This window comes from Chelativorans intermedius (assembly GCF_025398255.1).
Taxonomy (GTDB): Bacteria; Pseudomonadota; Alphaproteobacteria; order Rhizobiales; family Rhizobiaceae; genus Chelativorans; species Chelativorans intermedius.
In genome coordinates, this window is sequence record NZ_JAODNW010000001.1 from 331058 (window position 1) to 349996 (window position 18939).

Sequence of the window (18939 nt, forward strand, 5' to 3'; positions counted from 1 at the left end):
AAAAGCTGTTTGCTATAGGCAGCGCACGCCAGAGCGTGAGGCATTCCCCGGTAGCTCAGCGGTAGAGCAACCGGCTGTTAACCGGTTGGTCGCTGGTTCGAATCCGGCCCGGGGAGCCATTCTTTCATTTTTTTCAATATGTTCAGAGACTTTTCATGCGCTGCCCCGCGAATGGCGAGGCTGCGGGCAGGGTTTTCGCCCGCGGGACGGGTGGCTGCGGCAGGAAAGCGGGCAGAACGGCAACTGCCCGCTTGACGCCAATTTCCCCGCCTCCTATTGAACCTCCTCGCTGCGTCTTCGCAGCATGGCCTCGTGGCGGAGTGGTTACGCAGAGGACTGCAAATCCTTGTACCCCGGTTCGATTCCGGGCGAGGCCTCCACTTCCGGTTTTCGGCGGCGCGGCCATGGCTGCGCCAGGTGTCAAGGGGCGCGGCAGGGCGCGCCGCAGACGGGACGAGGGTGATGGACGCCGATTTTTCCGTACAGCGCGCCAGGATGGTCGATGGCCAGATTCGCACCCGCGACGTAACAAACCGGCCGCTTCTCGACGCCGTTCGCGAGATCCCGCGGGAGGCTTTCGTGCCCGGCCGGCGGCGCAGCCTGGCCTATATCGACGAGGATCTGGAGATCCTGTCGGCCAGCGAGCAGGGGCCGGCCCGCTATCTCATGGAGCCAGCGCAGTTCTGCCGGCTCGTGCAGCTTGCCGGCGTGAAGCCGTCCGACCTCGTGCTCGATATCGGCTGCGCGACGGGCTACTCCTCCGCCGTGCTTTCGCGGCTTGCCAGTTTCGTCGTGGCGCTCGAATGCGACCCCACCCTGGCGGAGATGGCGTCTTCCACGCTGGCCGATCTCGACTGCGTCAATGTCAGCGTCGTTACGGGGCCGCTGGAGAAGGGCCACGCGAGCGAAGCGCCCTACGATGTCATTCTCCTCGGCGGTGCTGTAGACTATGTTCCAGAGGCGATTCTCGACCAGCTCGGCGAAGGCGGCCGGCTTGTCGCGATCGTCGGACGGGGGAATGCCGCGCGCGCCCATCTCTTTGTCCGCGAGGGTGGGGTGGTCTCCTCGCGCGAGGAGTTCAACGCTGCGGTCATGCCGCTGCCGGGCTTCGAGCGGCAGAAAGGTTTCGTTTTTTGAGGGGCGGATTGTTGCGCTGTTGCAACGGACTTGATCCATCATATGGGATAACGTTCCGCCCGTAGTGGAATCGCGCGGCTTTCCCGCGTGGTAGGGATGCTCTCGGCCCTTCAGGGCCGGAATGCAAGGCCGTACGGGTGCAAAGGGGGTGCCCGCACGAAGCAATGTGAGGTTGGTCGTGCCGTTCTTTCGTCGCCGTTTGCTTTCGGTCGTTGCCGCTTCGGCTCTCGTCATGTTTCCCTTGGGAGCTGGCGCCGAGACGATCTCGGGCGCGCTCGCCAAGGCCTATCAGAACAATTCCAGCCTCAATTCGTCTCGCGCCGGGGTGCGGGTGCGTGACGAGGATGTGGCGATCGCCAAGTCAGGCCTGCGTCCGCGCGTATCCGCCACCGGGTCGATAACCTGGCAGAGGTCCGGCGGGACGGAGCTCAACACCGGCCAGTTCGGCATTTCACTCGAACAGCCGATCTTCGACGGCTTTCAGACGCGAAACAACGTGCGCGCTGCCGAGGCCCAGGTTCAGGCCACCGTTGAATCGATGCGCAACGAAGAGCTTAACATCCTCTTCGATACGGCCAGCGCCTATATGAATGTCATCCGAGACCGGCAGATCGCCGTCCTGAGGGCGCGCAATCTGGAGTTCCTGGAAGAACAGGTGCGTGCCGCCCGTTCGCGCCTGGAGGTGGGCGAGGGCACGCGCACCGACCTTGCCCAGGCCGAGGCCAGCCAGCAGGCCGCTCTTGCGCAGCTTTCTGCGGCGCGCGCCCAGGCCGATGCCAGCGCGGCGACCTATCGCCAGCTCGTGGGTGAGGAGCCGGGCACGCTGCAGACGCCGCAGCCGCTGACCGGCCTGCTGCCCGCAAGCCTCGACCAGGCGGTCGCCATCGCCCTGGCCGAGCATCCGGCCATTGCCGCACGCCGGCACCAGGTGGATGCGGCGTCTTTCTCCGTCAAGGCGGCGGAAGGCGGGCTCCTGCCGCGGCTGACGGCCAATGCCGGCGTGAGCACCCGCTACAACAACTACCTGAACGACGGCCCGAGGAGTTCCGGAGCGGAGGGAAGCACGGATTCCGCCTCCATCGGCCTCAATCTGACCGTGCCCATCTATCAGGGCGGCGAGACCTCGGCGCGCGTGCGCCAGTCGAAGGAATCGCTCGGCAAGGCGCGCATCGACGTGGATGTCACCCGCGACACCGTGCGCCGCGCCGTCACGGCGGCCTGGGTGCAGTACAAATCCGCCGTGGAGGGCGTGGCCGCCAACCGGGAGACGGTGCGGGCCGCGCAGCTCGCCCTCGACGGCGTGATCGAGGAGCGCGAGGTGGGCCAGCGCACCACGCTCGACGTGCTGAATGCCCAGGCCGATCTCATCGACGCGCAGATCAACCTCGTGCAGGCGCAGCGCGACGTGGTGGTGGCAAGCTATGCCATCGCCTCGGCCATGGGCCGTCTTTCGCCCGCCCGCCTGGGGCTGCAGGTGGCGACCTATCGGCCGGAAGAGCACTTCAACGCCGTGAAGGACAAGTGGTATGGCCTGCGCACGCCCGACGGGCGTTGAGGCCGCGCGATCGTTGTCTTTTGAGGAAGGGCCGCGCGGCGGCCCTTTTTTCATGCGCGGTGCTGGCGGCGGGCACGGGACGGGAAGTCTGTGCAAAGACCGGCAAATCCCGCTTGAGGGATTCTCACCGCCTGCTCCCTTCGCTACGCTTGATCTGTGATTCGCAATAATGTCCTGTCCGCGTGAAGCGGCCGGACCTTCGGCGGGGCAGATCAAGAGTGGCGGAACCTTCGGTCATGGCACAGGCAAGCAGCGCACAGCGCGAACCCTCGATGGAGGAGATACTGGCGTCCATCCGGCGCATCATCGAGGATGGCGAGACCGGGCAAAGGCAGGCCGCATCTTCCGCGCCGGCCGAAGCCGCCGGCGAGGTGGCGGCCTTTCGCGAGGAGCTGAAGCCTTCGCCTCATGGCGAGTCCGTCGAGCGCCGCGAGCGCGACCGCCGCGAGGAGCAGCAGGCGCCCGCGCGTCCCACCTTGGGCTGGTCGCGGGCGGAAGAAGAGCCTCAACCCCGGAACGAGGATGCCGCCGAGCCGGCCTCCGAAGCCTCCGAGCCGACGGATGCGACGCCGCAATCTGCCGGTCCTGAAGAGTCCGCGCCGAAGGCCCGGCCCGCTTCCATGGAGGAGCCGGACGAGGCGCGGCAGCCGCCGCAGACCGCCCGGAACCCCGAGCCCCTGCGGCCTGCGGCAGCGAGCGCGCCTGCCGGCGTTTCCCGGTCTCGCGCCGAGGCGCGGCCGGCCATCCTGTCGGAGGAGCCGGGCCGCAAGGTGGCGGCGGCGTTCGAGGAGCTGAACGAGGCCTACGAGGCCAGCCGGCGCAAGAGCCTTGCCGATGCCGCCGAGGAGATGCTGCGCCCGATGCTGCAGGAATGGCTCGACAACAACCTGCCGCAGCTCGTCGAGCGGCTGGTGCGCGAGGAGATCGAGCGCGTCGCGCGCGGCGGCTGAGGGCTCTTGCGCCAGGCCGTCGGGCGGGAATCGCCCGCCGGCGCGAGGTTGACTTGCCTGGACCCTTCGGCTTTACACCGCAAAGCGAACAGACACGCTGGCCGAGCGCGGACATCCCTCATGCTTGAAAAGACCTATGACGCGGCAAGCGTCGAAAAGAAGATCGCCGAACGCTGGGAAGAGGCGGGCGCCTTCGCCGCCGGGGCGGGTGCCGAGCCCGGCGCGGAAGCCTTCACCATCGTCATCCCGCCGCCCAATGTCACCGGCTCGCTGCATATGGGCCATGCGCTCAACAATACGCTGCAGGACATCATGGTGCGCTTCGAGCGCATGCGCGGCAAGAACGTGCTCTGGCAGCCGGGCATGGACCATGCCGGCATCGCCACGCAGATGGTGGTCGAACGCCAGCTCATGGAGCGCCAGCAGCACCGCCGCGCGCTCGGACGCGAGAAGTTCGTCGAGACGGTGTGGCAGTGGAAGGCGCAGTCCGGTGGCGCCATCCTCAACCAGTTGAAGCGTCTGGGCGCTTCCTGCGACTGGTCGCGCGAGCGCTTCACCATGGATGAGGGCCTCTCGAAGGCCGTCATCGAGGTTTTCGTTTCGCTCTACCGGCAGGGCCTCATCTACAAGGACAAGCGGCTGGTCAACTGGGACCCCAAGCTGCTGACGGCAATCTCCGATCTCGAGGTCGAGCAGATCGAGGTCGATGGCCATCTCTGGCATTTCCGCTATCCGCTCGAACCGGGCGTTACCTACAGACATCCCTACAAGCTGGATGAGCAGGGCAACCGCGTGGCCTGGCGGCCATCCGACGGCGCGCCGGACGGCTATGAAACGCGGGATTATCTCGTCGTGGCGACGACACGGCCGGAAACCATGCTGGGCGACAGCGGCGTGGCCGTGCATCCCGACGATCCGCGCTACCGCGACCTGATCGGCAAGCATGCCATCCTGCCGTTGGTCGGCCGGCGCCTGCCCATCGTCGCTGATCCGTACCCGGACCCCGAGGCGGGAACCGGCGCGGTGAAGATGACGCCGGCGCACGATTTCAACGATTTCGAGGTGGGTAAGCGGCACGGCCTTCGCCAGATCAACGTGCTCACGGTCGAGGCAGCCATTGCCCTGAAGGAGAACGAGGCCTTCCTCGATGGGCTGGAAGAGACCGCCGTTCTTTCCGCCACCATTGCACGGCTCGACGGGATGGACCGCTTCGAGGCGCGCCAGCGCATCGTGTCGATGATGGAGGAGGCCGGGCTGCTCGACAAGGTCGAGCAACACCGCCACACGGTGCCCCATGGCGACCGCAGCGGCGTGCCTATCGAGCCGTTCCTGACCGACCAGTGGTATGTGGACGCCAAGACCCTCGCCGGGCCCGCCATCGAGGCGGTGCGCGAGGGGCGCACGCGGTTCGTCCCGAAGAGCTGGGAAAAGACCTATTTCGAGTGGATGGAGAACATCCAGCCCTGGTGCATTTCCCGCCAGCTCTGGTGGGGGCACCAGATCCCTGCCTGGTACGGGCCGGACGGCCACGTGTTCGTGGCGCGCACCGAGAAGGAGGCGCTGGACGACGCGGTCGAATATTACCTGGCGCTGGAGGGCCCGTGGAAGAGCTGGGTCGAGGAGCAGCTTGAAAACTTCCAGCCCGGCAACATCCTGACGCGCGACGAAGACGTTCTCGACACCTGGTTCTCCTCCGCGCTGTGGCCCTTCTCGACGCTCGGCTGGCCGGAGCAGACAAAGGAGCTGAAGACCTACTATCCCACCTCCGTGCTCGTCACCGGCTTCGACATCATCTTCTTCTGGGTTGCCCGGATGATGATGATGGGCCTGCACTTCACGGGCAAGGAGCCGTTCCACACGGTCTATGTTCACGCCCTGGTGCGCGACAAGAACGGCGCCAAGATGTCGAAGTCCAAGGGCAATGTCATCGACCCCCTGGAGCTGATCGACGCTTATGGAGCCGACGCGCTGCGCTTCACCCTCGCCATCATGGCTGCGCAGGGCCGCGACGTGAAGCTCGATCCGGCGCGAGTGGCGGGCTACCGCAACTTCGGCACCAAGCTGTGGAACGCCACCCGCTTTGCGCAGATGAACGGCGTAAAGGGCGATCCCGCCTTCCGGCCGGAGAATGCGCGGCTGTCCATCAATCGCTGGATCCTGACCGAGCTGACGCGCGCTGCCCGCGCGGTGACGGAGGGCATCGAGGGCTATCGCTTCAACGAAGCCGCCGCCGCTGCCTACCGCTTTGTCTGGAGCCTGTTCTGCGACTGGTATCTGGAGCTTCTGAAGCCTGTCTTCGCGGGCCAGGACGAGGCGGCCAAGGCCGAGGCGCGCGCCTGCGCGGCCCATGTGCTCGACGAGACCTACAAGCTGCTGCATCCCATGATGCCCTTCATGACGGAGGAGCTGTGGGCGCTGACGGCGGGCGAGGCGGGCCGCGAGGACCTTCTGGCGCTGACGCGCTGGCCCGAACCGTCCTTCGAGGACGGGGACGCGGCCGCCGACATCAACTGGCTCATCGAGCTGGTCTCGGGCATCCGCTCCGTGCGCGCGGAGATGAACGTGCCGCCGGCGGCCACCGCGCCGCTGGTTGCCATCGGCGCCGGCGAGACGACGCGGGCGCGGCTTGCCCGCCACGAACCGGCCGTCCGCCGCCTGGCGCGCGTCGGAGAAGTGGGCTTTGCCGGCGAGGCGCCAAAGGGCTCGGCACAGATCGTGCTGGGCGAGGCCACCTTCTGCCTGCCGCTCGGCGACCTCATCGACCTGAAGGCGGAGACCGCGCGGCTGGAAAAGGAGATCGCGCGCGCCGCCGGCGAGATCGAGCGCGTGGAAAGGAAGCTGTCCAACGAGAAGTTCGTTGCCAACGCGCCGGAGGAGATCGTCGCCGCTGAGCGCGAGAAGCTGGCAGGCTTCGTGGAGGCGAAGGCGCGGCTGGAAGCTGCGCTCACCCGCGTGCGCGAAGCAGGCTGAGCACCGGAGCGCAAAGCCCGGCGATTCGTGCGCCGCGCAGCCGCGGCGCACGCCCCTGGCGGCTCATGGACTGGCCTTTTCGGCCCTTCCGTGCAGCGTGTCACCGTCTTTTTGCGGAAGTGTCACATTTCTGCAACGGGTGTCTTCTGCGAAGGCGTACAGGCCAAAAAATGGCGGATTTGCGGCAAAAATGGCGCCAATCATGGCGCGTGCAGGGCGCGTCGCGGTGGTTGAGGCGCAAAATTCAAGGGGCTTACGTACAAGTAAGATAAACGCCGATGGGTGCGGAAGGCGCGAAGCCGATTGTGCCCGTCATTCGCCCTGCTATCTTGCCCTCATGCGTGTGCATAAAGGTAGGGAGGGATCTCGTATGCGCCTCAGCTTTCTTGGATGTTCGGCCCTGAGTGTTCTGATGATGGTGGCCGGCGCCCAGGCTGGCGGTTTTTCGCGCGGCACGGCGGACACCGACATTCTCTTCGAGGAGGGGAACTTCAATTTCCGTGCCGGTGCGACGATCGTCGTACCCAGCCAGAAGCTTACGGCCGCACCCGTGGGAAGCCCCAATCCCGGAGCGCTCGTCGGCACCAACTATCTGGATTCCTATGTCATCCCCTCCGTCGCGGTGAAGTTCAGGATCACCGACAGCTTCTCCTGCGCCGGCACGTTTACCCAGCCTCACGGCGCGTCGACGAGCTATGCAGCGCCCTTTGGCGTGAGCGGCAAGCTCTCGGAGGACCTGGCGCTCAGCGAGTTCGGTGCCACCTGCGCGCTCTTCTTCGATGCAGGGCCGGGCCGCTTTGCCGTGCTCGGCGGTGGTTTCGTCGAGACTCTCGACTATGATCTCGACGCCACGCCGCCGGGCCTTGGCGGGGCGCCGTTGAACATCGGCCTCAGCGGCACCGACTATGGCTGGCGCGCCGGGGTCGCCTACGAGGTGCCGGACATTGCCTTCCGCGCGCAGCTTCTGTACCGCTCCGGCACCAGCTATGGCGCCACGGGAACGGCCACCTCGCCAATCTTCCCGGTGCTCGGCGCGCCCGGCACCACCATGCCGGCCACGGGGACGGGCGAACTGCCGCAGAGTGTGGAACTCAAGGTGCAGTCGGGCATCGCACCGGGTTGGCTGGCCTTCGGCTCGATCAAGTGGATGGACTGGTCCGTCAACGAGACGCTCAACGTCAATGTTCCCGGCACCCCGGTGGCGGCGCCGAACGACTATTTCTGGCGTGACGGCTGGACCGTGACCGCCGGCATCGGCCATGCGTTCAACGAGCGCGTTTCCGGCCTTGTGAGCGTGCAGTGGGACCGCGGCGTGGCGACCGGCTATGATCTGAGAACCGACAAGTGGCTCCTGGCGGGGGCCGCCAGGATAAAGGACGACATCGGCGGCGAGCTGCGCATCGGGGCCGGTGCCGTCTATCTCACCTCCGCCGAAATCGACAAGCCTGGCGCGCGCTTCTTCGGTGCCGCTGCCGATTCGGGCTGGGCCGGAATCTTCTCCGCCTCCTACAGCGTCAATTGGTGATACCGCGGCGGATCGGGTCGATCCGTATCCTGGCCCGGCCCTCGTGCCGGGCCTTTCTTTTGCCGGCGGTGCCGCCCGGGGGTTGAATCTTGCCGGCAACTGGCGCAGATATGGGGTGTCACCCGGGCCGGGCCCCTCTGGCAGGCGAGGCGTCGCCTGTGATGTCGGACCGATCGACAACGCGCAGACGCGGCGCAACCCTTTCACCCTAGACATGACCCTGCACGACTGGCTCTGGCCCGGCTTCCTGGCGTTTGTCGCCACCATTCTGTTCGTCGATCTTTTCGTCCTCCACCGCCGCGACAGCGTCATCTCGATGACGGGAGCCTGCCGGACAGTGGCCGCCTATGTCACGCTGGCGATGCTGTTTGCCGCTGGCGTCTTCTTCTTCGCCGGCGCCGGGCGGGGGGCGGAGTTCCTCACCGGCTATCTAATCGAACAGGCGCTCTCTCTCGACAACATCTTCGTCATCGCGCTCATCTTCGCCTATTTCAAGGTGCCGGCGGAAGCCCAGTATCGGGTGCTCTTCTACGGCATCGTCGGCGCCATCGTCATGCGCCTGTCGCTCATCGTGCCGGGCGTGAAGCTGGTGGACCAGTTCCACGTGGTGGCCATGGCACTGGGCGGTCTTCTCATCTTCTCCGGTTTCAAGATGCTCACCTCGGGCGACGAGATGGTCGATCCGGGCGACAGCCGCATCGTCAGGCTTCTCATGCGCTCCGGCCGCGTCACGCCGGACTACGAAGGCTCGAAATTCTTCATCCGTCGCGACGGCCTTCTCTACATGACGCCGCTTTTCGTCGTGCTGGTGACGGTGGAGATCACCGACCTGATCTTCGCCATCGATTCCATTCCCGCCGTGCTTGCGGTGTCGAACGACGCCTTCATTGTCTTCTCCTCCAACGTCTTCGCCATTCTCGGCCTGCGCGCGCTGTTCTTCGTTCTCTCTGGCATGATGCGCGCCTTCCGCTATCTGAAGACCGGGCTTTCGCTGGTGCTCGTCTTCATCGGACTCAAGATGCTGTTCGCCGAATATGTGGAAATCCCCTCCATGCTGGCGCTGTCCATCACCGCGCTCATTATCGGCGGTTCGGTGGTCGCCTCCCTGCTGCACCGGGAGGCGGCGCCGGAGGGAGAGGCGGCGCCGCAACGCGCCCCCGAGCACTCCGAAAGCGAGCGCTGACCGCGCCGTTTCGCAGCGAAAATGTTGCCGTATGGCAACAGTTTCTCAAGATGCTATGCGCTAGAACAGTGCCGGGGGCGAAACGCCAATTTCCCGCCATAAACCGGGCGCACCGAGAAAGGGTCTCGGACCGCGCCGGATGTTAACGCGTGTCAGAAAAAGCCGCCAAGCCGCGGCAAGGATTTGATTTATGGACACCCGAGCGATTTCAAAGGACAAGCTTCCCAGCCGCCACGTGACGGTGGGGCCGGCGCGCGCGCCGCACCGCTCCTATCTCTATGCCATGGGCCTTTCGGCCGAGGAGATCGCCCAGCCACTGGTGGGGGTCGCCACCTGCTGGAACGAGGCCGCTCCCTGCAACATTTCGTTGATGCGCCAGGCGCAGGTGGTCAAGAAGGGCGTTGCCTCGGCAGGCGGCACACCGCGCGAGTTCACCACCATCACGGTGACGGACGGCATCGCCATGGGCCACCAGGGCATGAAGGCGTCGCTTGTCAGCCGCGAGGTGATCGCCGATTCCGTCGAGCTTACCATGCGCGGCCACTGCTACGACGCGCTGGTGGGGCTTGCCGGGTGCGACAAGTCGCTGCCCGGTATGATGATGGCCATGGTGCGCCTCAACGTGCCGTCGGTGTTCATCTATGGCGGCTCCATCCTGCCGGGCACCTGGCGCGGCCGCCAGATCACGGTGCAGGATGTCTTCGAGGCGGTGGGCCAGCATTCCGTCGGCTCGATCTCCGACGAGGAGCTGACGGAGATCGAGCAGGCGGCCTGCCCGTCGGCCGGCTCCTGCGGGGCGCAGTTCACCGCCAACACCATGGCCACCGTCGCCGAGGCCATCGGCCTGGCGCTGCCCTATTCCTGCGGCGCGCCGGCCCCCTATGAGATGCGCGACCGCTTCAATTACGCCTCCGGCGAGAAGGTGATGGAGCTGATCGCCCGCCAGATCCGCCCGCGCGACATTGTCACGCGCAAATCGCTGGAGAATGCGGCCGCCGTGGTCGCCGCCTCCGGCGGCTCCACCAATGCAGCGCTGCACCTGCCGGCCATCGCCCACGAGGCGGGCATCAGGTTCGACCTCTTCGACGTCGCCGAAATCTTCAGGAAGACCCCCTATATCGCGGACCTCAAGCCCGGCGGCAAATATGTCGCCAAGGACATGTTCGAGGCCGGCGGCATCCCGCTGCTCATGAAGACGCTTCTGGAGCACGGCTATCTGCATGGCGACTGCATGACGGTGACCGGCCGCACGGTGGCCGAGAACATGGAGCGTGTCGCCTGGAACGGCGAGCAGGACGTGGTGTATCCGGCCGACAGGCCGCTGAGCCCCACCGGCGGCGTGGTCGGGCTGAGGGGCAATCTCGCCCCCGACGGCGCCATCGTGAAGGTGGCGGGCATGAAGAACCTGAAGTTCTCCGGCCCTGCGCGCTGCTTCGACTCGGAAGAGGAGTGCTTCGCTGCCGTCAAGGATCGCCGCTACAAGGAGGGCGAGGTGCTGGTCATCCGCTACGAGGGGCCGAAGGGCGGCCCCGGCATGCGCGAGATGCTGGCCACCACCGCCGCCCTCTATGGCCAGGGCATGGGCGACAAGGTGGCGCTGATCACCGACGGGCGTTTTTCGGGCGCTACGCGGGGCTTCTGCATCGGCCATGTCGGGCCGGAGGCAGCGGTCGGCGGTCCCATCGGCCTTCTGCGCGACGGCGACATCATCTCCATCGACGCCGTGGCCGGCACCATCGATGTGGCGCTGAGCGAGGAAGAGCTGGCCGAGCGCCGCAAGAGCTGGACGCCGCGCGAGACCGACTACCAGTCCGGTGCCATCTGGAAATATGCACAGACGGTCGGTTCGGCCCGCTATGGCGCCGTGACCCATCCCGGTGGCGAGAAAGAAACCCACTGCTATGCGGATATATGAGAAAAACGCCATAGCCGGCGGCGCGCTTGCCGCCGCGCTCCTGCTGTCGGGCGGGCTTGGCCCGGCCGCCGCCCTCGACGAGAAGGCGGTGGTGCAGCAGCCGGCCGAGCGCAGCCCCTGGGCCGTCTTCCGCTTCGCCTTCTCCGCCTACAAGAGCGGCAAGAAGGAGGAGGCGGTGAAGGCCTATCGCTACGCCGCCGAGAACGGCCAGGTGGGCGCGCGCTGGAAGCTTGCGCGCATGTATGCCGAAGGCGACGGCGTGGCGCGCAACGACTACGAGGCGTTCAAGTTCTTCACCGCCGTCGCCCAGCAGGAGGTGCGGCCGGGCAGCCGCGACGAGAGCTATATCTCGGACGCGCTGGTGGCCATCGGCCGCTATCTGAAGACCGGCATTCCGGGCTCTCCCGTCAAGGCCGATCCAGTCGCTGCGCAGGAGTATTTCATGCGCGCGGCCGCTACCTACCGCAATGCTGCGGCGCAATATGAGCTTGGTCGCATGTTCCTGACCGGGGAGGGGGGCACGCGCAATGTCCGCCACGCGGCGCGCTGGTTGCAGCTTGCCGCCGAGAAGGGCCATGCCGCCGCCCAGGCCACGCTTGGCAACCTTCTCTTCCAGAGCGGCAAACCCGTGCGCGGCCTGGCTTTGATGACCGCCGCGCTGGAGCGGGCCTCGCCGGCCGACACGCCCTGGATCCGTGCCATGCATGAAGAGGCGTTCGCCATCGCCGCCGAGGCCGACCGCCGCACGGCCATCGCGCTGGCGGAGGATTATCTCGCCAACGGGCTGAAATAGCGCTCCGCCGCCTGCCCGCCGCGCGGGCTCAGGCGGCCTCGAAGGCCAGCTCGGCCACCACAGGAACGTGGTCCGACGGTTTTTCCCAGGCGCGGGTGTGCTTGTGCACGGCGGCGGCCGAAAGCCTGTCTGCCGCCTCGGGCGAAAGCATCAGGTGGTCGATGCGGATACCGTTGTTCTTCTGCCAGGCGCCACCCTGATAGTCCCAGAAGGTATAGACGTCCTTCTCGTCGCTGACCGCGCGCAGCGCGTCCGTCATGCCCAGATGGGCAAGCCTGCGGAAGGACTGGCGGCTTTCCGGCCGGAAAAGCGCATCGTCCACCCAGGCCGTGGCGTCCCGGGCATCCTCCGGTTCGGGGATCACGTTGTAGTCACCGGCAAGCACCAGCGGCTCCTCCAGGGTCAGCCTTTCCCGCGTCCAGCCCTCAAGCCGCTTCATCCAGCCGAGCTTGTAGGAGAACTTCTCGCTGGCCACCGGATTGCCGTTGGGCAGATAGAGCGAGACGACGCGCAGCACACCGCTTGCCGTGGAGAACACGCCCTCGATGAAGCGCGCCTGCACATCCTCCCCGTCGCCGGGAAGGCCGCGATTCACCTCGTCGAAACGCAGCTTCGACAGGATGGCGACGCCGTTGAAGCCCTTCTGGCCGCAGGTTTCCACGTGGTAGCCGAGCGCTTCCACGGGCTCGCGGGGAAATTGCTCGTCGACCGACTTGATTTCCTGCAGGCAGACGATGTCCGGCTCGGCCTCGCCCAGCCAGTGCAGCAGGTTTTCGATGCGCGCCTTGACGCCGTTGATGTTCCAGGTGGCGATCTTCATGGCGCGCACAGTAGAGGAATCGCGTCCTCCGTCAAATCCAATTGCGGGGAGAGAAGATCTCTGCTGACGGGCGCCCCGCGTCAGATCGAGAAGCTCGTGCCGCAGCCGCAGGAGGCGACGGCGTTGGGGTTGCGGATCTGGAAGGACTGGCCGATGAGATCGTCAACGAAGTCGATCACCGAGCCGCCCATGTAGACCAGCGACAGCTCGTCGATCAGCACCCGCGCGCCGTCCTTCTCGATCACCATGTCGTCGTCGTTGCGGCTGTCCACAAGGTCGAACTTGTAGGAAAAGCCGGAGCAGCCGCCCCCTTCCACGGAGACGCGCAGCGCGATCTTTCCGGGATCCTCGCCGAGGATGCTGGCTATCCGCCTGGCCGCCGCGTCGGTCAGCTCGACGCCCTTCATGTCGGTCTTCGCGTCAATGCCCATGGAGGTCACCTTGCTTTCGCATATGCAGAATAGGTATGAACGGCGAGGCGGCGAGTCAACAAGGGCGCACATGGCAGGCCCCGCACATCTGCAAGGCATCGGCTTCGGCTACCGGCCGCGCGCGGCCCATGCGTGCGACCCGGCGCGCTCGCGCGGGCGCCTTCATGCCGAGCCGGAAAGCCCCACCCGCACCCCTTTCCAGCGCGACCGGGATCGCATCATCCATTCCACGGCCTTTCGCAGGTTGAAGCACAAGACGCAGGTCTTCATCGCGCATGAGGGCGACCACTACCGCACGCGGCTTACCCATTCCATCGAGGTGGCGCAGATCGCCCGGGCGCTGGCGCGGGCGCTGTGCTGCGACGAGGATCTGGCGGAGGCGGTGGCGCTGGTGCACGATTTCGGCCACACCCCCTTCGGCCACACCGGCGAGGAGGCGCTGAACGAGAAGATGGCGCCATGGGGCGGCTTCGACCACAACGCCCAGTCCCTGCGTGTCGTCACCCGGCTGGAGCGCCGCTATGCCGAGTTCGACGGCCTCAACCTCACATGGGAGACGCTGGAGGGCCTCGTCAAGCACAACGGCCCGCTGACGGACGCCGCAGGCAACGGCCTCAAGGGGCCGGTGCCGCGCGCCATCCTCGATTATGCTGCCCGCCACGACCTGGAGCTTTCACGCTTTGCCAGCCTCGAAGCGCAATGCGCGGCGATTGCCGACGACATCGCCTACGATGCTCACGACGTCGACGACGGCCTGCGCGCCGGGCTCATCACACTCGACATGCTTGCCGAGGTGGCGCTGCCGGGGCGCATCCTGCGCGCCGTGGCCGAGCGCTATCCCGGTCTCGACCCGGTGCGCACCGGCCATGAGCTCATGCGCCGGCAGATCACCCTGATGGTGGAGGACGTGATCGACACGGCGCGCGCCAATCTCGATGCCTTGAGGCCGCGCTCGGTGGAGGACGTGCGCGATGCCGGGCGCACGCTCGTCACCTTCTCCGCCGCCATGGCCGCAGAGGAGAAGGCGCTCAAGGACTTTCTCTATGCCAATCTCTACCGTCACCCGGAGGTGGTGGCGGTGCGCCGGCGGGCCGACCGCGTGGTGCGCGAGCTTTTCGACGCCTATTTCGCCGATCCGCGCCGGATGCCGGAGAGCTGGCGGGCGGGGCTGGACCGTGCGGAGGAGCGCATCAGGGCGCGGCGCGTGGCCGATTTCCTGGCCGGCATGACCGACACCTACGCGCTCAAGGAGCATGCGCGCCTGTTTGACCGCACTCCCGAATTGCGATAGGGCGCAGGCAGCTTGCGGCAGGGCGCCGCGTGAAGATCAGCTATCCGAGACACGGACCCATGAACATTTTTGCCGATTTTTCCGATCGGATCGTCAAGGCCGTCGAAAGGCTGGGGCTCAAGCCCAGGGATGGGGGAACCCTCGACCTGCGGCGCGTCACCGTCGAGCCGCCGCGCGACCCCAGCCATGGCGATCTGGCCACCAATGCCGCCATGGTGCTGTCCAAGGCGGTGGGCGAGAATCCGCGCGCCCTGGGCGAACGGCTGGCCGCTGCCCTGGCCGAGGACCCCGACGTGGCGGAAGCCAGCGTGGCCGGTCCAGGCTTCGTCAATCTGCGGCTGGCCGATGGCTTTTGGCAGGCCCGCCTTGGCGAGATGCTGGACATGGGCACCGATTATGGCCGCTCGCAGATGGGGGCGGGGCAGAAGGTGAATGTCGAATACGTGTCGGCAAATCCCACCGGCCCCATGCATGTCGGCCATTGCCGGGGCGCCGTGGTGGGCGATGCGCTGGCCAATCTACTTGCCTTCGCCGGCTATGACGTGACGCGCGAATATTACATCAACGATGCCGGCGCGCAGATCGACGTGCTCGCCCGCTCGGTCCTCGTCCGCTATCGGGAGGCGCTGGGCGAGACGGTGAGCGCCATTCCCGAGGGGCTTTATCCCGGCGACTACCTCAAGCCCGTTGGCGCTGCGCTCGCCGAGGAGTTCGGCACCAGGCTTCTGGAGATGCCGGAGGCGGAACGGCTGGAGATTGTCAAGGAGCGCGCCATCGACGCCATGATGGCCATGATCCGCGAGGATCTGGCGGCCCTCAACGTGCATCACGACGTCTTCTTTTCCGAGCGCTCGCTGCATGCCGGCAACGGCGGGAAGATCCGCTCGGCGATCAACGATCTCACCATGAAGGGTCATGTCTACAAGGGCAAGCTGCCGCCGCCCAAGGGGCAGGTGCCGGAAGACTGGGAAGACCGCGAGCAGACACTTTTCCGCTCCACCCAGGTGGGAGACGACATCGACCGCCCGCTCATCAAGTCGGATGGCAGCTTCACCTATTTCGCCGCCGACGTGGCCTATATGAAGGACAAGTACGCGCGCGGCTTCGAGCACCTGATCTATGTTCTGGGTGCCGACCACGGCGGCTACGTGAAGCGGCTGGAGGCGCTGGCGCGCGCCATCTCCGACGGCAGGCTGAAGCTGACTGTGCTTCTGTGCCAGCTCGTCAAGCTCTATCGCGGCGGCGAGCCGGTGCGCATGTCCAAGCGGGCAGGGGAGTTCGTGACGCTGCGCGACGTCATCGACGAGGTGGGGCGCGATCCGGTGCGCTTCATGATGCTCTACCGCAAGTCCGATGCGCCGCTCGATTTCGACTTCGCCAAGGTCACCGAGCAGTCGAAGGACAATCCGGTCTTCTATGTGCAATACGCCTCGGCGCGTTGCCATTCTGTCTTCCGGCAGGCGCGGGAGCAGCTCGGCATCGAACGTCTGGAGCGGGCCGACCTGCGCGCCCATCTCGACCTGCTGACCGACGAGGGCGAGATTGCGCTCATCCGCAAGCTGGCGGAGTATCCGCGCCTTGTCGAAAGTGCGGCACAGGCGCTGGAGCCGCACCGGCTCGCCTTCTATCTCTACGACCTCGCCAGCCAGTTCCACGCACAATGGAACCGGGGCACCGAGACTCCCGCGTTACGTTTTGTTAAGGTTAACGACCCAGAGTTGACTCGTGCCAGGCTGGGCTTGGTGCAGGCTGTCTGCGATGTCGTGACGTCGGGACTGACGCTCGTTGGGGCGGAGGCGCCGGCGGAAATGCGCTGAAAACAGGCGGAAACTGTCACCTTTTGCCCACAATGCACTGGTAGGGCCGAATTTGCAGTGCGACGTCCGCGGACGTCCGACTGAGTGTGGGAACAGGCATGGCTGACAGCAATTATCCGAGCGCCGTCGAGGCGAAGGAGCTGACGCAGGACGATCCGTTCGCCGAGTTGACGCAGATCATGAATCAGGATCTGCTTTCCGACCGCGCGGCGGCGTCGGTGCAAAGCGAACGGGAAGAGACCGACAGCCTTGCCCACGACAGCTTGGCCCTTGAGCTCGAAAGCGAGCTGATGGGCGATCTGGATCTGCAGGCGGACGAGGCAGACGCGGCCGCGCCGGAAGCGCAGGCGGCGGAGCCCGCGCCCCCATCGCAGGATGCGGCGCAGACGCCCGATTTCGACGATCTCGACAGCGTGTTCGACGACATCTTCGCCCTTGGGGAGGGCGGCGAGCGGCGGGACCCGGTCGCCGAGGTGGCCGGCGAGACGGAGTCCGAGTTTGCGCCGTCCGAGACCCTTCCCGCCGAGGAACCGTTCGCCGGGGAGCCGCAGGCGGCGGATGCGCAGTCCGCCCCGTCCCTGGCAGAGGTGCTTTCACGCGCCACCTTTACCGCCGCCGAGCCGTTCTTCAGGCCCGCGTCCGACGGGGAGAATGAGGCAGATCCCGCCTCGGCCGCACGCGAGATCCAGGCCGCTGCCCCCGAGCCTGCGCCCCCGGCTGAGGACGAGCCCGCCATGCCCGTGGCGGGTACCTTTTCTTCGGCCTCCTCCGCAGAGCCGCTGGCAGTCTCGCAGAGCGCCTGGGCTGAGGCACCGGCGCCGCGCGAGGATGAGTACGAGGCGCGCAGCGAAGGTGGCGCGCTGGGCGACTGGTCGCCGGAGGCATTCCTTGGCGGCGCCGCAGGGGCGGCGACCCATGACGAGGCAGCGGCAACACCTGCGCGGCGCGATGGGGACACCGGCCCGCCGCCGGTCGATACGGTGGATATCCCCGAGGAAACGGTTCCCCTGGCCGACAATCTCGACGTGCCCGAGGTCTCCTACGAGGAGAAGCGGGCCAAGGACGATTTCGACGAGATCGAAGACCTTCTGTCCGGCGCGTTCGGAGAGGCGGACGTCACGCCGGAGACGCGCCAGCGGCCATGGACGGATACGCCGTCCCCCGCCGGACCCCAGAGCGGCGGCGAGGACGATACCGAGCGGGAGATTGAGGAGTTGCTGGCCGCCGGCATCGGCGCAGGCGTTGCGGCGGGTGCCGCCGCCTATGCGCGCTCCGGTCTGCAGCCCGCGCCAGCCGCGGACGCCGCCGGAGCCTTTGCTTCCGATTCCTGGGTGCCGCCGTCTGACGAACTGAAACCGGAGCTGGCGGCCGCGCCGCCGCAGCCCGAAGAGAAGCGCCGCATCGGCACGCCCGTTCTGGTGGCAGCCGCGGTCGGCTGCGTCGTGGTCCTTGGGGGCGTGGCCGTCTTCGCGCTATCCGGCGGCGACGGTGCGGGCGATGCCGGGCCGGCCGTGGTGCGCGCCGAAGACTCGCCGGTCAAGGTGAAGCCGGAGGATCCCGGCGGCACGACCATTCCCAATCAGGACAACCAGGTCTATCGGCGGGTTGCCGGCGAGACGCCGGAAACCCAGCCGTCGCAGACACGCCTTGTGTCCTCGGTCGAGGAGCCGCTGGATCTGCCGCCTGCCGGAGAGGGCAGCCAGGACGCCGGCACGGCCAAGATCGAGGATCGGCTGGAGAGCACGCCGGTGGACGACGCCGAGGCGGAGGAGACCGCCGCGGTGGCTGCACGGCGCGTGCGCACCTTCGTGGTGCGGCCCAACGGCGCGATGCAGCCCTACGAGCCGCCGGTGGCGGCGCAGGCTGCCGCCGATGCGGCGGACGATGCCCCGCAGTCCGGCGCTGCCACCCGCACGGCGGCCGCCACCGCCAACGGCAATGCCGAGGATGCGGATGGCGGGCTTCCCGGCGTCAGCGTCAACCCGGATGCGGCCGTGCGGCAGGCGCTCGCCGCCTCCGGTGGGCAGCAAAGCCCCGCCGCTGAGACGACCCGGCCGGCCGATAGAGAGGCTGTGGCGGAGGAGACCGCCGGTCAGCCCGCCGCGGGGGAAGAAGCGACGGATACCGCCGTTGCCCAGGTCTCGATCCCGCGCACCGGGCCGATCCCGCCGTCACGTCCCGCCGTCGTTCCCGCCGCCAGCCGGCAGACCGCTGCCGCCGCACAGGCCCCGGCGCGCCAGACGGCCTCCACCCAGCTCGCTGCCGTCCAACCGTCCGCCGAAAGCGACTGGTCGGTGCAGATTTCCTCCCAGCCCAGCCTCCAAGGCGCCCAGCAGTCCTATCGCGAGCTGGCCGAGCGCTACGGCAGCCTTCTGCAGGGTAGGGGCGTGAACATCGTCAAGGCCGACATCGAGGGCAGGGGCACCTTCTACCGCGTGCGCATTCCCTCTTCATCCAAGGACGAGGCCATTCGCCTTTGCGAGCGCATCAAGGGCGCCGGCGGCAACTGCTTCGTCTCCCGATAGACGGCGTACGCCCGGCATGTCATGGCG

13 protein-coding genes and 2 tRNA genes are annotated in these 18939 nt (G+C 66.9%); 13 read left to right on the plus strand and 2 right to left on the minus strand.

Annotation, left to right across the window (positions count from 1 at the left end):
* Window positions 1-44 precede the first annotated feature (44 nt).
* The 10 genes from NYR58_RS01685 (at window position 45) to NYR58_RS01730 (ending at window position 12028) form a co-directional block, all read left to right on the plus strand.
* Window positions 45-119: transfer RNA gene (locus NYR58_RS01685), tRNA-Asn, on the plus strand.
* A 187-nt stretch (window positions 120-306) separates the two neighbouring features.
* A tRNA-Cys gene (locus NYR58_RS01690) sits at window positions 307-380 on the plus strand.
* An 82-nt stretch (window positions 381-462) separates the two neighbouring features.
* Complete coding sequence (locus NYR58_RS01695; protein WP_261518665.1) at window positions 463-1137, plus strand: protein-L-isoaspartate O-methyltransferase family protein; 675 nt, start codon at window positions 463-465, stop codon at window positions 1135-1137.
* Window positions 1138-1315: 178 nt separating this feature from the next.
* Window positions 1316-2692 carry a TolC family outer membrane protein gene (locus NYR58_RS01700; RefSeq protein WP_315903313.1) on the plus strand — a complete coding sequence of 459 codons (1377 nt, stop codon included), beginning with the start codon at window positions 1316-1318 and terminating at the stop codon, window positions 2690-2692.
* 236 nt (window positions 2693-2928) lie between these two features.
* Window positions 2929-3642: a PopZ family protein gene (locus NYR58_RS01705; RefSeq protein WP_261518666.1), complete on the plus strand. Its 714-nt coding sequence runs from the start codon at window positions 2929-2931 to the stop codon at window positions 3640-3642.
* Window positions 3643-3762: 120 nt separating this feature from the next.
* On the plus strand, window positions 3763-6612 hold the full coding sequence (locus tag NYR58_RS01710) for a valine--tRNA ligase (protein ID WP_261518668.1): 2850 nt from the start codon (window positions 3763-3765) through the stop codon (window positions 6610-6612).
* Between the two features lie 370 nt (window positions 6613-6982).
* Window positions 6983-8137: an outer membrane protein transport protein gene (locus NYR58_RS01715; protein WP_261518669.1), complete on the plus strand. Its 1155-nt coding sequence runs from the start codon at window positions 6983-6985 to the stop codon at window positions 8135-8137.
* Window positions 8138-8351: 214 nt separating this feature from the next.
* Window positions 8352-9320 carry a TerC family protein gene (locus NYR58_RS01720; protein ID WP_261518670.1) on the plus strand — a complete coding sequence of 323 codons (969 nt, stop codon included), beginning with the start codon at window positions 8352-8354 and terminating at the stop codon, window positions 9318-9320.
* A 190-nt stretch (window positions 9321-9510) separates the two neighbouring features.
* A complete protein-coding gene (ilvD, locus tag NYR58_RS01725) occupies window positions 9511-11235 on the plus strand; it encodes a dihydroxy-acid dehydratase (protein WP_261518671.1) in 1725 nt (574 codons plus the stop codon).
* Window positions 11222-12028, plus strand: coding sequence for a tetratricopeptide repeat protein (locus NYR58_RS01730; protein ID WP_261518672.1), 807 nt, complete (start codon window positions 11222-11224; stop codon window positions 12026-12028). The genes ilvD and NYR58_RS01730 overlap by 14 nt, the downstream gene beginning before the upstream one ends.
* A gap of 28 nt (window positions 12029-12056) precedes the next feature.
* Here NYR58_RS01730 and xth read toward each other — a convergent pair whose 3' ends face one another.
* Both xth and erpA read right to left on the minus strand, forming a co-directional pair.
* Window positions 12057-12848 carry an exodeoxyribonuclease III gene (gene xth, locus NYR58_RS01735; RefSeq protein ID WP_261518673.1) on the minus strand — a complete coding sequence of 264 codons (792 nt, stop codon included), beginning with the start codon at window positions 12846-12848 and terminating at the stop codon, window positions 12057-12059.
* Window positions 12849-12928: 80 nt separating this feature from the next.
* A complete protein-coding gene (gene erpA / locus NYR58_RS01740; protein WP_261518674.1) occupies window positions 12929-13279 on the minus strand; it encodes an iron-sulfur cluster insertion protein ErpA in 351 nt (116 codons plus the stop codon).
* Window positions 13280-13349: 70 nt separating this feature from the next.
* On the opposite strand from erpA, the gene NYR58_RS01745 reads away from it, so the two are divergent.
* From NYR58_RS01745 to NYR58_RS01755, 3 genes are all read left to right on the plus strand, one after another.
* Complete coding sequence (locus NYR58_RS01745; RefSeq protein WP_261518675.1) at window positions 13350-14570, plus strand: deoxyguanosinetriphosphate triphosphohydrolase; 1221 nt, start codon at window positions 13350-13352, stop codon at window positions 14568-14570.
* A 59-nt stretch (window positions 14571-14629) separates the two neighbouring features.
* The gene (gene argS / locus NYR58_RS01750) at window positions 14630-16387 is read left to right on the plus strand and encodes an arginine--tRNA ligase (protein WP_261518676.1); all 1758 of its coding nucleotides are present in this window, start codon (window positions 14630-14632) and stop codon (window positions 16385-16387) included.
* Between the two features lie 98 nt (window positions 16388-16485).
* Complete coding sequence (locus tag NYR58_RS01755; protein WP_261518677.1) at window positions 16486-18912, plus strand: SPOR domain-containing protein; 2427 nt, start codon at window positions 16486-16488, stop codon at window positions 18910-18912.
* Window positions 18913-18939 lie beyond the last annotated feature (27 nt).

Coding starts and splice junctions, on each gene's coding strand:
- NYR58_RS01695 (WP_261518665.1), top strand. CDS start 463: ATGGACGCCGATTTTTCCGTACAGCGCGCCAGGATGGTCGATGGCCAG.
- NYR58_RS01710 (WP_261518668.1), top strand. CDS start 3,763: ATGCTTGAAAAGACCTATGACGCGGCAAGCGTCGAAAAGAAGATCGCC.
- erpA (WP_261518674.1), bottom strand. CDS start 13,279: ATGGGCATTGACGCGAAGACCGACATGAAGGGCGTCGAGCTGACCGAC.
- NYR58_RS01745 (WP_261518675.1), top strand. CDS start 13,350: ATGGCAGGCCCCGCACATCTGCAAGGCATCGGCTTCGGCTACCGGCCG.
- xth (WP_261518673.1), bottom strand. CDS start 12,848: ATGAAGATCGCCACCTGGAACATCAACGGCGTCAAGGCGCGCATCGAA.
- NYR58_RS01715 (WP_261518669.1), top strand. CDS start 6,983: ATGCGCCTCAGCTTTCTTGGATGTTCGGCCCTGAGTGTTCTGATGATG.
- NYR58_RS01705 (WP_261518666.1), top strand. CDS start 2,929: ATGGCACAGGCAAGCAGCGCACAGCGCGAACCCTCGATGGAGGAGATA.
- NYR58_RS01720 (WP_261518670.1), top strand. CDS start 8,352: ATGACCCTGCACGACTGGCTCTGGCCCGGCTTCCTGGCGTTTGTCGCC.
- argS (WP_261518676.1), top strand. CDS start 14,630: ATGAACATTTTTGCCGATTTTTCCGATCGGATCGTCAAGGCCGTCGAA.
- NYR58_RS01755 (WP_261518677.1), top strand. CDS start 16,486: ATGGCTGACAGCAATTATCCGAGCGCCGTCGAGGCGAAGGAGCTGACG.
- NYR58_RS01730 (WP_261518672.1), top strand. CDS start 11,222: ATGCGGATATATGAGAAAAACGCCATAGCCGGCGGCGCGCTTGCCGCC.
- ilvD (WP_261518671.1), top strand. CDS start 9,511: ATGGACACCCGAGCGATTTCAAAGGACAAGCTTCCCAGCCGCCACGTG.